The sequence below is a fragment of the Burkholderia sp. 572 genome (assembly GCF_040545135.1).
In the GTDB taxonomy this organism is placed as follows: domain Bacteria; phylum Pseudomonadota; class Gammaproteobacteria; order Burkholderiales; family Burkholderiaceae; genus Burkholderia; species Burkholderia cepacia.
In genome coordinates this window covers 623,579-636,497 of record NZ_JBEPLH010000001.1, presented here as the reverse complement: position 1 = coordinate 636,497, position 12,919 = coordinate 623,579, and the positions used below count along the sequence as shown (strand labels likewise).

Below are 12,919 nucleotides of genomic sequence, written 5' to 3'. Positions count from 1 at the left end.
CGTCAATGCCCGACGTCGGCCGCGCCGAAGGTCCGCATCTTCCACCCGAGCCGCACGGCCAGCATCCGCATCGAGAAACCGGCCGCCAGCGCGACCACGGTCGCCGCGCCCGCATCGATGCCGAGATGCTGCATCCCGACGTACAACGCACCCGTCACGAACGCGACGCTCGCGTACAGTTCCTCGCGCAGGATCAGCGGCATCTCGTTGCACAGCAGGTCGCGCAGCATCCCGCCGCACACGCCGGTGATCGCGCCGGCCAGCACGACGATGATCGGCGCGGCGCCGGTCGACGCGCCGATGTCGCAGCCGATGATCGTGAACGCAGCGAGGCCGATCGCGTCGACGGTGACGAACAGCGTCTTCATTCGCGCGACATGCCGGGCGGCCCACGATGCGACGGTTGCCGCGGCGAGCGTGATCACCAGGTATTCGGGATGCGCGATCCAGCCGAGCGGATAGTGGCCGAGCAGCACGTCGCGCACGGTGCCGCCGCCGAGCGCCGTCACCGCGCCGACGAGCGCGAGCCCGAAGCGGTCCATCCCGCGCCGCATGCCCATCAGCGCACCCGACATCGCTTCCGCGACGATCGCAATCAGATAAAGCGTATGCATGGTGCGCGTCAGTCGTCGGTACGGAACAGGTCGAGCACGCGCTCGCGCTCGGCTGCGTCGACGGCCGCGGGCATCGGCTCGTCAGGTTTGCCGCTGCCGGCCGGCGCATCGGAGGCGTCCTGTGCCGCCGCGCCGCCGCAGGCGAAGCGGCTGCGGATGTACGACGGCACGTCGGCCGTGCACGTGCCGCGCGTGTATTCGGCGTAGACGAAATCGCCGTCGACGAGCGCGACGTCCTGCGGCGGCGTCGCATCGACCGGCGTGCGTCCGTTGACGGCCGTCTTCATGTAGTCGAGCCAGACCGGCAGCGCCAGCGTCGCGCCGGTCGCGCGCCCCATCGGGCGCGGCGTGTCGTAGCCGAGCCACGCGACCGCGACGACCCCCGACGAGTAGCCGGCGAACCACACATCCTTCGACCCGTTCGACGTGCCCGTCTTGCCGGCCGCGTCGTCGCGGCGCAGCGCGAGCGCGCCGCGCGCGGTGCCGGCCTTGACGACGTCGCGCAGCATGCTGTCCATCAAGAACGCGTTACGCGCCGACACGACGCGCGCGCCTTCCGGCGTCGTGGCCTCGTACATCGCGCCGCCGTGGCGCTGCTTCACCGACAGGATCAGGCGCGGCTCCATCCGCGTCCCGCCGTTCGCGAACACGCTGTACGCGCTCGCGAGTTCGAGCGGCGTCACCGCGCCCGCGCCGAGCGCGAGCGGCAGCGACGCCGGATTGCGCTGCGCGTCGAAGCCGAAATGCACCGCATGCTGCTGCACGTAGCGCGCGTCGGTGGCCTGCATCAGGCTGACCGCGACCAGGTTCTTCGAGCGCACGAGCCCGCGCCGCACCGGGATGAAACCCTCGTAGCGGTTGCCGAAATTGCGCGGGCGCCACGGCCGCGCGCCGGTTTCCTCATGGGTGAGCGTGCGCTGCGTATCGTCGACGAGCACACCCGGGAAGTAGCCCTTCTCCAGCGCGGCCGAATAGACGAACGGCTTGAAGCTCGAACCCGGCTGGCGATACGCCTGCAGCGCATGGTCGAACACGTTGCGATTGAAATCCGCGCCGCCGACGAGCGCGAGCATGTCGCCGGTGGCCGCATCGAGCGACACGAGCGCGCCTTCGAGCCCGTTGCGCGCATCGCGCTTCGCGCCCGGCTGCCGGCTCAGCGTACGCTGCAGCGCGGCTTCGGCCGCGCGCTGGTCGCGCATCGAGATCGTCGTCGTCACGTCGAGGCCGAGCGTATAGGCGTCGTCGTGAAAGCGCTCGACCATCATCCGGCGCGCGCGTTCGGCGACGTACGGCGCGGCGACGATCCCGGGCGGCGGCGTGGTCGCCAGCGCGATCGGCGCGTCGACGGCTGCGCGATAAGTCGCGTCGTCGAGCTGGCCGAGTGCATGCATCCGCCCGAGCACGTAGTTGCGCCGCGCGGTCGCGCGCGCCGGATTGACGACCGGGTTGAACGCGGACGGCGCCTTCGGCAGCCCCGCGAGCACGGCCGCCTCGCCCGCGTTCAGCGCGTCGAGCGGCTTGCCGAAATACACGTTCGCCGCCGCCGCGAAACCGTATGCGCGCTCACCCAGGTAGATCTCGTTCATGTACAGCTCGAGCAGCTTGTCCTTGCTGTATTCGCGTTCGAGCTTGGCCGCCATCAGGATCTCGGCGAGCTTGCGGCTCAGCACCTTGTCGCGCGTCAGGTAGAAGTTGCGCGCAACCTGCATCGTGATCGTGCTCCCGCCCTGCCCCGGCTGCCCCGTCACGACGTTCGCGAACGTCGCGCGCGCGAGGCCGCCGACATCCACCGCGCCGTGCTGATAGAACTTCGCGTCCTCGGCCGCGAGCAGCGCGTGCCGCATCAGCGGCGGGATGCGTTCGAGCGGCACGAACTCGCGCCGCTCGACGCCGTATTCGGCGAGCAGATCGCCGTCGCGCGAGAAGATCCGCAGCGGCAGCGCGGGACGATAGACGGCGAGGTGCTCGACGGACGGCAGCTGCGTCCAGATGCGATTGATCGTCCATGCGCCGATGCCCGCGCACGCGAGCGTCAGGCCGAGCAGCGCGCCCGCGAGCGTGCGCCATGCGCGATGGCGGCGCGGCGGCGGCACGGACGGCGGCGGAGGGGATGCGGTGTGGTCGGTCATGTCGGGCTCCTTCTTCGATGCTGCGACGGCCGGCGCGCGATATGCACCGACCGGTCACGAAAGGCGCGCATTGTCGAAGGGATCGCGCGAAACCGGAACATTCTTTAGCCAAAGTTTGGCTGGCTAAATTTTATTTAGGAAAGGGTGTCGGGCCATTCACGTCGAACGTGCGGGCACGTCAAACGCGGCCGGAAGAACCGCGCTGCGCGCGATCCGTTTCGCCTGTAGCATCGTGTGATGTTCGATCGATACCTCGGCCTGTGGGGCCTCGTACCCGACGGCGGCCCGATCCTGACCGCGAGCGGCGGCCTGTTGCCCGTTCTCTGGCAGGCGCGGCCCGCGATGCTGAAGGTCGCCACCTGCGACGAAGAGCGGCGCGGCAACGCGCTGATGACGTGGTGGAACGGGCACGGCGCGGCGCAGGTGTGGCAGCACGACAGCGACGCGATCCTGCTCGAGCGCGCGCAGCCCGCGCCGTCGCTGGCCAAATTGTCCGCATCGGGTCACGACGACGACACGATGCGCATCGCATGCGGCGTCGTCGCCCGACTGCACGCGCATCGCGCGCCGGAGCCGGCTTCGGTCGTGCCGCTGCGCGACTGGTTCCGTTCGCTGCTGTCGGACGACATCGGCGACGACGTGCTGCATTGCTCGGCAACGATCGCGCGCGAGCTGCTGGCCGGGCCGCCCGTCGACGAAGTCGTCCTGCATGGGGACATCCATCACGACAACATTCTTCATTTCGGCGATCGCGGATGGCTCGCGATCGACCCGAAAGGGCTGCGCGGCGATCGTGCGTTCGACTACGCGAACCTGTTCTGCAATCCGGCGCACGAGATCGCGGCCGATCCGGCGCGCTTCACGCAACGCGTCGTGTGCGTGGCCGATGCCGCACGACTCGATCGCCGTCGGCTGCTGAAGTGGATTCTGGCGTGGGCGGGCCTGTCGGCGGTGTGGCTGATGGAGGATGACCTGCTGCCCGACACCCGGCTGGCGGTCGCGCAGCTCGCCGCGCACGCGCTCGGCTTGTAGCCGCGCAACGCAGCGGCATCCGCGAGCAGCCACGCATCGTCAGGATGCGCCGCATGCGTGCGTTCCACCTCCGAGGCTTGGAATCACCGGCCGCGCCTTTTCACCAGCGATGCGCGTGCGATGTGCAGCCGCATGAGATACGCAAACGCGGCCGCACGGCGGACAAGGGCATTGAGGGCAAGTGCCTGCTCACGCGACCCGGCTTGCGCGCCCGATCACCGGTGATGCATGCGTGATGCATCAGCATGAGAGACGCAAACGCCCCCGCACGACGTACTGGGGCATCGAATGCGAGCGCCCGCTCACGCGACCTGGCTTGCGCTCCCGATCAGGGTCTTGGGCTCCAGATACGCGCCGATGCCCCACCGGCCCATTTCCCGCCCCAGCCCCGAATGCTTGAAGCCGCCGAACGGCGCAAGCGGCTCGTGGGCCAGCGTATTGACGAGCACGCGGCCGGAATCGATCTGCAGCGCCACGCGCTCACAGCGTTCGGAGTCCTTGCCCAGCACCATCGCGCTCAGGCCGTAGCGCGTATCGTTGGCGATGGCGATCGCATCGGCGTCGTCTTCGTAAGGGATGAGGGTCAGCACCGGCCCGAAGATTTCCTCCTGCGCGATCCGCATCCGGTTGTTCGCCCGGGAAAAGACCGTCGGTTTCACGAACCACCCGGCCTGCAAGCCGTCCGGCCGCCCTTCACCGCCCGCCAGCAGCACCGCGCCTTCTTCCTGCCCGATGCGGATGTAGTGCTGCACCCGCTCCCATTGCTTCGCGCTGACCATCGGCCCGATGTCGGTGCCGGCATCGCGCGGATCGCCTGAGCGCACACGCGCCACCGCCTGGCTGATCGCGTCTTCGAATTCCGCGAGCCGATGGCGCGGCACCAGCACGCGCGTCCCCGCGATGCAGGCCTGGCCGCTGTTCATGAATCCCGCCTGCAGCACGAGCGGCATGATGCTCGCGAAATCCGCATCGTCGAGCACCACCGTCGGCGATTTGCCGCCGAGCTCCAGCGTCACGCGCTTCATCGTCGCCGCGCCGGCGCTCACCAGATGCTGGCCCACCGCGGACGAGCCGGTGAACGAAATCTTCGCGACGTCGGGGCTGCGCGAGATCGCGTCGCCGACCACGTCGCCGCGACCGTTGACGATATTGAACACCCCCTTGGGCAAGCCCGCCGCATGCAGCGCCTCGGTGACGACCTGCGTCTGCATCGCGCTCATCTCGCTGGGCTTGATGACCGCGGTGCACCCTGCCGCCAGCGCGGTGGCCAGCTTGTTGCAGATGAACCCCGCATCGCTGTTCCACGGCGTGATCAGGCCGGCCACGCCGACGGGCGTCATGATCACGCGGGCCGAGCCGGCCTGCTCCTCGAACGCGAACGTCTCCAGCGCGGCGATGGCCTGCCGGATCGCGTCCGCCGGATAGGTCGCCATCCAGCGGCCGCGCTCGACCGGCGCGCCGTATTCGGTCACGACGGCCTCCATCAGGTCGTCTTCCCGCGCGACGACGGCGTCGCGCATGCGCTCGAGCGCGGCGATCCGTTCTTCCCGCGTGGTGCGCGACCAGCCGGGAAACGCGGCCTTGGCCGCGGCGATCGCCCGTTCGGCATCCTGCTCGTCGCCGAGGCGGACCTGCCCGATCACCCGCTCGGTGCTCGGGTCGTGCAGGTCAAACCATTCGTCGCCGTGCGGCGTCACGAATTCGCCGTCGATGTAGATCTGTTCGATGCGTTGCATGGTGCGTACTCCTTGTGTGCGTATCCGACAAGACGTCATGACACGCAGTCTAGGAATACATTACTGTTCCGATAAGCCGCCTTATCTCTGATGACTCATCCCGAAAATCAGGACAATCGATGCACCGCACCGGAATGACCGAGCTGGAAGTGGTCCTGGCCGTCGCGCGCCGCAGCAGCTTTCGCGGCGCGGCGCTGGAGCTGGGCATGTCGACGACGGCGGTGAGCAGCGCCGTGGCCGGACTGGAAGCGCGCCTGAAGGTGCGCCTGTTCAACCGCTCGACGCGCAGCGTGTCGCTGACCGATGCGGGCCAGCGCTACGTGGAGCGCATCGCGCCCGCGCTCGCCGAAATCAGGAGCGCCGGCGAGGATGCCGCCGCCGGTCCCGACACACCGAGCGGCACGCTGCGCATCAACGCGCCGCAGGGGGCCGCGCATCTGTTGCTGGGGCCGCTGTTCCATCCGTACGCGCAGCGTTACCCCGACGTCCGCATCGACATCGTGAGCGAGTCGCGCCTGATCGACATCGTCGCCGAGGGGTTCGACGCCGGCATCCGTCTGGCCGAAGCCGTGCCGCAGGACATGATCGCCGTCGCGCTGTCGCGCGATATCCGCATGCTGGTGGTCGCAACGCCCGAGTATCTGAAGCGCCACGGCACGCCGCGCCATCCGCGCGACCTCCTCAAGCACCAGAGCATCGGCATGCGCATGGCCCACGGCGGCATCTATCACTGGGAGCTCGAACGCAACGGGCAGAAGCTGCAGATGGACCTGCCCGTGCGGTTCGCGCTCAACGAACTGGCCGCGATCAAGCAGGCGATCCTGTTCGGTCTGGGCATCGGCTTCATTTCCGAATGGTTCATCGGCGAAGAACTGAAGAGCGGCGCGCTGGTGCCGGTGCTGGCGCCGTGGTGCCCGTCGTTCGGCGGGCTGCGGCTCTACTATTCGGGCCATCGCTTCGTGCCCGCGCGGTTGCGCGCGTTGATCGACCTCGCGCATGAGCTGCGCCTGACCGATGCGCCGTTGAGCGTCGGACGCAAGGGATGACGCACGGGATGGCCCGCGCCGCCGCCGTTCGGGCGACGGCATGGTTACCGGCCCTGGAATCGACATGCGCATCCCGGACAACCGCCGCGCAAAGAAAAAACCCGCCGGCATGCGCCGGCGGGTTTTTACATTCGACTGCTGACGCGGCGCTCAGCGCGCCGGGTTCAGCGTCAGGTTCATGTGACGGTTCACGTCTTTGTACAGCAGGTAGCGGAAGCGGCCGGGGCCACCCGAATAGCATGCCTGCGGGCAGAACGCGCGCAGCCACATGAAATCGCCCGCTTCGACCTCGACCCAGTCCTGGTTCAGGCGATAGACGGCCTTGCCTTCGAGCACGTACAGCCCGTGCTCCATCACGTGCGTTTCAGCGAACGGAATCACGCCGCCCGGTTCGAACGTCACGATGTTCACGTGCATGTCGTGGCGCATGTCGCTCATGTCGACGAAGCGCGTCGTCACCCATGCGCCGTTGGTACCCGGCATCGGGATCGGCTCGACGTCCTGCTCGTTGGTCACGAATGCGTCCGGCAGCGGAATGCCGTCGACGGCCTGGTAATGCTTGCGCACCCAGTGGAAACGCACCGCGGCATCGCTGACGTTGTGCAGCGTCCAGTCCGCGCCCGGCGGAATGAACGCGTAGCCGCCCGGCTTCAGCACGTGCTTCGTGCCCTGCAGCGTCAGCTCGGCTTCGCCTTCGACGACGAACAGCACGGCTTCGGCGTTCTTGTCCTGCTCGGGCTTGTCGCTGCCGCCGCCCGGGTTCACTTCGACGATGTACTGCGAGAAGGTTTCCGCGAAACCCGACAGCGGGCGGGCGATCACCCACAGGCGCGTGTTCGTCCAGAACGGCAGCCAGCTCGTGACGATGTCGCGCATCACACCCTTCGGGATTACCGCGTACGCCTCGGTGAACATCGCGCGATCGGTCAGCAGATCGGTCTGCGGCGGGTGGCCGCCGTGCGGCGCGTAATACGTTGTCTTAGACATAGTGCATCCAGGCAATGGGTTGGTCCGGCCCCGGGCGCCAACGGCATCGGGCGGCACGCATGCGCGTGGGGCACGCATGCGGCGGCGGGACATCGTTGCCGGGGTGGCTTGAAGGCGCACGCGCCTTCGTTCGGTCGGCCAGGCTTCGCGACGGGTTCGTCCGGTTCATCGGACGCAGCGGCCCATGCTTGCGGGGCCGGCGGCCGGGCCGTGGCGCTCCCGTTCATGCGACGACGCGCGGCCGGCGGCACGGTTCGACGCCGTACGCGAGCATCGCCGACGATAGCGAAGTCGTTCGCAATCGACCAATTAAATGTTGCGATGGATTCCATTCGATTTCCCACTACCTGCCGGCACCCGCGATACACGGTGAGGGAGCGTGGCGCCACGGTCTGGCTATCCGGGAAATCCTGACGGGCGGGGCCGTGCAAACGCACGTCGGCGGCGCTGCAGGCGCGGGCATGCAACTGCGGTCACGCCGGTCGCGCACGCGGGTCGCGATACATCCGGTTACGCAGATTGGCGTGCGCCGAAGCGTGCACGGCTGCGAGCCGCTCCGCACCGATCATGAGCCGTCGTCGGACTGAAACGGGCCAACGGGGCGGAACGAGGATCGAACGGGGATCGAACGGAACACCAAGGATGTCGACGCTGCCCAGACGCATTCCGTCGCGAGAGGCGGTGTAGCAGGAAAACGGGGAAATGCTGCGAGGAGGGGAAACTGGCCGGCCCGTCGATCGGGCATCCGGCCGCGGCTGGTGAAGCCGGAAAATGTTCGCCGGTCTGGCCGGCGATGGCGGCCCGGCAGGCCGCCGGGCCGAATCTCGCGTCGGAAGCCGACGCCGTCTACGCGCCGGTGCGCGGCTCGCGCACCGTGCCGCGCGAGCGGCGATCAGTCCCAGTCGCGGTGGTGACGATGCTTGCGGTGGCGATAGCCACGATCGCCATGATCGCGCTCGTACGAGCTGCGCGACATGTTGCCGCCGAGCGCCGCGCCGGCGCCGCCGCCGACCGCCGCACCCAGCAGGCCGCCCGTGCGGCCGCCCATCGCGTTGCCTGCCGCGGTGCCTGCGCCGCCGCCGAGGGCGCCGCCGATGATCGCGCCGGTGCGCTCGCGACGGTTCGACGTCACCGCGCCACCCGCGCCGCCGCCGATGGCGCCGCCGATCACCGAGCCCGTGCTGCCGCCGAGCGCACCGCCGACCGCTGCGCCGGCTACCCCGCCGAGCGCGCCGCCAAGCGCGTTGTTCATGTCACCTGCCAGAGCCGGCAGCGCAGTCGCGCCGGTCAGCGCGGCGACGACGAGAGCGGGGGCGATTTTCTTCCACATTCCCGTATTCTTCCTTGTTCGCAATCTGGTTATCGAAGGTCCGCTCGGTACGACGATCTGAATCGATCGACGTCGGGTCTGGCATTGTGCCGAACCGTGGACCAATTCATTTCAATGAGCTTGCGGCGAAGAATAGCACCGGTCCCGCATCCTTGCCGTCGACATTCTGGTAACAAGTTGTTTACGAACAGGCCCCCCCGAACGCCCGCACCAGAATGCCCGCAAACCCGCGCCGGCATTGGCTCCGCCGAGGTTCCGGCCCTGCGCGACGACGGGACGTCCATGCAGGGCGTCGCACGTTTGCGACACACGTGGCAACACATCGGGCACGTGTCGTGAGCGGGCCCGGAAACGACGGTCGGGGAAAAATGAAGGGGGTCAGTACACGCCGGGCAGCAGCCGCCAGGTTCGCGCGCAATACGCGTCGTACTCGGCGCCGAATTGCGCACGCAGCAGCGCCTCTTCGGAGCGGATACGCGCGACGAGCGGGATCATCGTCAACACGACCAGCAGCACGCCGACACCCGAGCGGAACGCGAGCGCCCAGCCGACCGAATTGACGAGCAGGCCGAGATAGCTCGGATTGCGGATGCGGCGGTAGATGCCGTCGGTCACGAGCGTATGGCCCGGCTGGATCGCGACGAGCCCGCTGAAGCGCTTGCCGAGCACGAACACGGGCCAGATGCGCAGCACGCCGCCCGCGATGTAGAGCGCAACGCCGGCCCAGCGCACCGCGTCGCCGCCGAAGGTCCAGAAGTCGAGCCGGTCGGTCAGCGCGGGCAGGTAGGCCAGCAGGAACCCGCTCACCCCGAACGCCGCGAGCACCCAGCGGTTGTCGCGGTTCTCGCGCTCGCCGCTGCTCAGGTTGCCTTCGGTGAACATCGCCGCGACGGCCATCGCGAGTGTCGCGACGACGACGACGATCAGCGGCGGATGCGAGAAGAAGGCCGCGAACCCGCCGCTGCCGAGCACCGCGAGCCCGAGATAAACGAGCGTGGAGATGCCCGACAGGGCGGCGACCTTGCGGGTGACTGTCATGACTGCCTCGCCGGAGTGCGCTTTCCTGTGAAGTATATGAACCGCGCACACGCCGCGCGGCGCGCCGCCGTCATGCGGCGCGCGAATCCGCGCGCATCGTCCGGCACGACGCCACGACCCTGGCCGGGACGGCCAGGGCCCGCGCCCGGTGCCGGATCAGCGAATGCGGAAGTTGCCGCCGATCCCGACGCTGACAGGCGGCGCGTAATACGCCGGCGCATAGCCGTAGTAGGCCGGCGCGGGCGCATAGCCGTACGGCGGCGCGACGTAGCAGCCGGACAGGCCGCCGATCAGGGCAAGCGTAATGAGAAGTCTGGACATGGCTCGATTCCCGGCGCGAAAGACGAATGGCACCTCGCGAAAGCCGCGCCGCCGCGAGGTGCGGCGGCCGGCACGAAGAGGCGATCCGCCCTTCCTGTCGCTCGATGAAGCAATGCGCCGAGTCTAGCGCCGGGTCGGCCGGGCCGAGTTTCGCCGGCGGTTACACGTGTTACCTCGCATGACCGCCGAAACAGGTAATGGCGCGACGGCCGGCCGGTGTGCCGTGGCGCGCCGTGCCGCGTGCAATCGACGCGTTACACGAAACGCGCGCGAATGCGCTGCGCGAGCGCTTCGAGCGTCGCCGCGTCGGCGATCTCGCGCGCGTGCATCCGCAGCTCGGCGCCTTCCCAGCGCGGGATCACGTGGAAGTGCACGTGCGGAACCGTCTGGCCGGCTGCCGCGCCGTTGAACTGGCCGATGAACACGCCGTCCGGCTCGAGCGCCGCGCGCACCGCCGCCGCGACGCGCTGCGTCATGCGGATGCCGGCCGCGGCTGCGTCGCCGGACAAGTCGAAGATCTGCGCGGCCGGCTCCTTCGGGATCACGAGCACGTGGCCGTCGGCCTGCGGCATCAGATCCATGATCGCGAGCGTCGTGTCGTCTTCCGCGACCTTCACGCACGGCAGTTCGCCACGCAGGATTCTGGCGAACGGGTTGTTGTTGTCGTAGGACATGTCGGGTTCCGATATCGGTTGGACTGGGAAAGCGGGAGTGCAATGCCGGACGATTATCGGCCGACGACGGGTCGGATTTCAACTTGCCGGGCCGGGTCGCGCTGGCGCTCGCACCGAACGGCCATCTCGTGACCGCGAACGGCGACGCGTCAACGCCAACCCGCTGCAGCCGAGCGAGATCGTCGAATTCACGGTGGACGGGCGCTTCGTCGCGCAAATGCAGGTCGACACCGTTCCGGGGCCGCGTTCGGCCAGGCGTTCGGGCACGGCAGCAAAGGCCAGCCGCAATTCGCGGCCGTCGACGACGACACGAATACCGCGACGGTCTGGACCCTGCGCTCCGACCACGACAACGCGCAGTGATACACCGCTTGAACGGGCCGCACGCGGCCCGTTCGACCTCGGCGATCGACACAGACGATTCGCGCAGGCCGGGCAATCCGCGCCGTGTCGACGCTGCCCGGCATCGCCGCCCTCGCGATTGCCACCGCCGATCCGAACCTGCGACACTGCCGGTTCGTGTTCCGCCTTCAGACAACCGAGGACACCCGCGCATGACGATCCCCTTCAAGAAGCCGATCCTGCGCGGCGTCGCGCTCGCGGCCGTCGCCGCGATCGGCTACACGGGCTACATGCTGTCCCGGCTCGCGCCGGTCGCGACCGGTTATGCGGCGAAGGCGCTGTGTTCCGGCGTGTACGTATCGGGCCGCCCTGCCGCGTCCGTGATCGACGTCGACATCATGGCCGGCGTGCATCCGCTGCTGAAGCTGGTTCGCCCGTCGATCGATCCCGACCATCATCGCGCCGTGGCGACCTTCGCCGGCTTCGCCGGACGCGAAGCCGACTTCCGGCCCGGGCTCGGCTGCACGCTCGCGATCGGGCCGTCGCCCGGCGCGTTGCCGGCCGCGCTGCCGCCCCTCCCCGATCCGCCGCCCGCGCAGCCCGCACCAGCAGCGCCGGCCACGCCACCGGCCGGCATCGACGCACGGAAACTGCAGACCGCGCTCGACCGCGCGTTCGACGAGCCCGATCCGGCACGACCGCGGCGCACGCGCGCGGTCGTCGTGATGTGGCGCGGCCAGGTGATCGCCGAACGCTATGCGCCCGGCTTCACGGCCGACACGCCGCTACCCGGCTGGTCGATGACGAAGACTGTGACGGCCGCGCTGGTCGGCGCGCTCGTCGCGCAGCACAAGCTGTCGCCCGATACGGCGGCGCTGCTGCCCGAATGGCGCGGCAGCGGCGATCCGCGCGCGGCCATCACGCTCGACGAGCTGCTGCGGATGACGAGCGGCCTGCAATTCAATGAGGACTACGACGACCCGCTGTCCGACGTCGCGTTGATGCTGTTCACGCAGCCCGACACCGCGCGGTTCGCATCGGCGAAGCCGCTCGCGGCGACACCCGGCACGCAGTGGTCCTACTCGAGCGGCACGAGCGCGATCGTCGCACGCGTGATGCGCGAGGCGCTGGGCGGCAGCGGGGACGACTATCTCGCGTTTCCGCGTCGCGCGCTGTTCGCGCCGCTCGGCATGCGCAGCGCGGTGTTCGAGCCCGATGTGTCGGGCACACTCGTCAGTCCGTCGTACATGTATGCGAGCGCACGCGACTGGGCACGCTTCGGGCAGCTTCTGCTGCAGGACGGCGTGTGGGACGGGCAGCGGCTGCTGCCGGACGGCTGGGTACGCTATCTGACGCGCGCGACGCCCCAGTCGTCGCGCCAGGAATACGGCGCGCAGCTGTGGGTCAAGGTGCCGGAGCCGTTCAACGATCGCGACCCGCACGCGGTCGCAATGCCGGCCGACGCGTTTCATGCGGTCGGCCATGAAGGCCAGTTCGTGAGCGTGGTGCCGAGCCGTCAACTGGTGGTCGTGCGGCTCGGGCTGTCGCGGCCGGAATCCGCGTGGAACCACGAGGCGTTTCTTGCGCGCGTGCTCGACGCGCTGCCGGCGCCCGGCGCGTGACGACGGGTACGTGGATCGATGAATCAGGCGTGAAGCGGCAGCGATTGC

General features: G+C 68.9%; 11 protein-coding genes and 1 pseudogene. 4 read left to right on the top strand and 8 right to left on the bottom strand.

What is annotated here, in order from left to right; translation table 11 throughout:
• Window positions 1-2: 2 nt before the first annotated feature.
• Entirely contained in the window at window positions 3-614 is a 612-nt protein-coding gene (locus ABIC51_RS02910; protein WP_027790403.1) for a trimeric intracellular cation channel family protein, read from the bottom strand.
• Window positions 615-622: 8 nt separating this feature from the next.
• Window positions 623-2,743 carry a penicillin-binding protein 1A gene (locus ABIC51_RS02905; protein ID WP_175898384.1) on the bottom strand — a complete coding sequence of 707 codons (2,121 nt, stop codon included), beginning with the start codon at window positions 2,741-2,743 and terminating at the stop codon, window positions 623-625.
• A gap of 237 nt (window positions 2,744-2,980) precedes the next feature.
• Here ABIC51_RS02905 and ABIC51_RS02900 point away from each other — a divergent pair, with 237 nt between their 5' ends.
• Window positions 2,981-3,775, top strand: coding sequence for an aminoglycoside phosphotransferase family protein (locus ABIC51_RS02900; RefSeq protein ID WP_175898386.1), 795 nt, complete (start codon window positions 2,981-2,983; stop codon window positions 3,773-3,775).
• Between the two features lie 302 nt (window positions 3,776-4,077).
• Here ABIC51_RS02900 and ABIC51_RS02895 read toward each other — a convergent pair whose 3' ends face one another.
• Window positions 4,078-5,511, bottom strand: coding sequence for an aldehyde dehydrogenase family protein (locus ABIC51_RS02895; RefSeq protein WP_175898388.1), 1,434 nt, complete (start codon window positions 5,509-5,511; stop codon window positions 4,078-4,080).
• Between the two features lie 119 nt (window positions 5,512-5,630).
• On the opposite strand from ABIC51_RS02895, the gene ABIC51_RS02890 reads away from it, so the two are divergent.
• The gene (locus ABIC51_RS02890; protein ID WP_166741981.1) at window positions 5,631-6,557 is read left to right on the top strand and encodes a LysR family transcriptional regulator; all 927 of its coding nucleotides are present in this window, start codon (window positions 5,631-5,633) and stop codon (window positions 6,555-6,557) included.
• A 150-nt stretch (window positions 6,558-6,707) separates the two neighbouring features.
• Here ABIC51_RS02890 and ABIC51_RS02885 read toward each other — a convergent pair whose 3' ends face one another.
• The 5 genes from ABIC51_RS02885 to ABIC51_RS02865 form a co-directional block, all read right to left on the bottom strand.
• Complete coding sequence (locus ABIC51_RS02885) at window positions 6,708-7,544, bottom strand: bifunctional allantoicase/(S)-ureidoglycine aminohydrolase (RefSeq protein WP_027790398.1); 837 nt, start codon at window positions 7,542-7,544, stop codon at window positions 6,708-6,710.
• A gap of 892 nt (window positions 7,545-8,436) precedes the next feature.
• Window positions 8,437-8,874, bottom strand: coding sequence for a hypothetical protein (locus ABIC51_RS02880; RefSeq protein WP_027790397.1), 438 nt, complete (start codon window positions 8,872-8,874; stop codon window positions 8,437-8,439).
• A gap of 378 nt (window positions 8,875-9,252) precedes the next feature.
• Window positions 9,253-9,912 (bottom strand): methyltransferase family protein, encoded by a 660-nt coding sequence (locus tag ABIC51_RS02875; protein ID WP_027790396.1) that lies wholly within the window; start codon window positions 9,910-9,912, stop codon window positions 9,253-9,255.
• A gap of 156 nt (window positions 9,913-10,068) precedes the next feature.
• The gene (locus tag ABIC51_RS02870; protein WP_162836114.1) at window positions 10,069-10,233 is read right to left on the bottom strand and encodes a hypothetical protein; all 165 of its coding nucleotides are present in this window, start codon (window positions 10,231-10,233) and stop codon (window positions 10,069-10,071) included.
• Between the two features lie 254 nt (window positions 10,234-10,487).
• The gene (locus tag ABIC51_RS02865) at window positions 10,488-10,907 is read right to left on the bottom strand and encodes an HIT family protein (RefSeq protein WP_021159927.1); all 420 of its coding nucleotides are present in this window, start codon (window positions 10,905-10,907) and stop codon (window positions 10,488-10,490) included.
• Window positions 10,908-10,987: 80 nt separating this feature from the next.
• On the opposite strand from ABIC51_RS02865, the pseudogene ABIC51_RS02860 reads away from it, so the two are divergent.
• Both ABIC51_RS02860 and ABIC51_RS02855 read left to right on the top strand, forming a co-directional pair.
• Window positions 10,988-11,270, top strand: a pseudogene (locus ABIC51_RS02860) (hypothetical protein); the annotation flags it as partial.
• 191 nt (window positions 11,271-11,461) lie between these two features.
• Window positions 11,462-12,871, top strand: coding sequence for a serine hydrolase domain-containing protein (locus tag ABIC51_RS02855; RefSeq protein WP_175898391.1), 1,410 nt, complete (start codon window positions 11,462-11,464; stop codon window positions 12,869-12,871).
• The last annotated feature ends 48 nt before the right edge of the window (window positions 12,872-12,919 follow it).

Bases quoted from the DNA above. Each gene is read 5' to 3' on its own strand.
- ABIC51_RS02885 (WP_027790398.1), bottom strand. From the start codon at position 7,544: ATGTCTAAGACAACGTATTACGCGCCGCACGGCGGCCACCCGCCGCAG.
- ABIC51_RS02895 (WP_175898388.1), bottom strand. From the start codon at position 5,511: ATGCAACGCATCGAACAGATCTACATCGACGGCGAATTCGTGACGCCG.
- ABIC51_RS02870 (WP_162836114.1), bottom strand. From the start codon at position 10,233: ATGTCCAGACTTCTCATTACGCTTGCCCTGATCGGCGGCCTGTCCGGC.
- ABIC51_RS02855 (WP_175898391.1), top strand. From the start codon at position 11,462: ATGACGATCCCCTTCAAGAAGCCGATCCTGCGCGGCGTCGCGCTCGCG.
- ABIC51_RS02865 (WP_021159927.1), bottom strand. From the start codon at position 10,907: ATGTCCTACGACAACAACAACCCGTTCGCCAGAATCCTGCGTGGCGAA.
- ABIC51_RS02890 (WP_166741981.1), top strand. From the start codon at position 5,631: ATGCACCGCACCGGAATGACCGAGCTGGAAGTGGTCCTGGCCGTCGCG.
- ABIC51_RS02880 (WP_027790397.1), bottom strand. From the start codon at position 8,874: ATGTGGAAGAAAATCGCCCCCGCTCTCGTCGTCGCCGCGCTGACCGGC.
- ABIC51_RS02910 (WP_027790403.1), bottom strand. From the start codon at position 614: ATGCATACGCTTTATCTGATTGCGATCGTCGCGGAAGCGATGTCGGGT.
- ABIC51_RS02875 (WP_027790396.1), bottom strand. From the start codon at position 9,912: ATGACAGTCACCCGCAAGGTCGCCGCCCTGTCGGGCATCTCCACGCTC.
- ABIC51_RS02905 (WP_175898384.1), bottom strand. From the start codon at position 2,743: ATGACCGACCACACCGCATCCCCTCCGCCGCCGTCCGTGCCGCCGCCG.
- ABIC51_RS02900 (WP_175898386.1), top strand. From the start codon at position 2,981: ATGTTCGATCGATACCTCGGCCTGTGGGGCCTCGTACCCGACGGCGGC.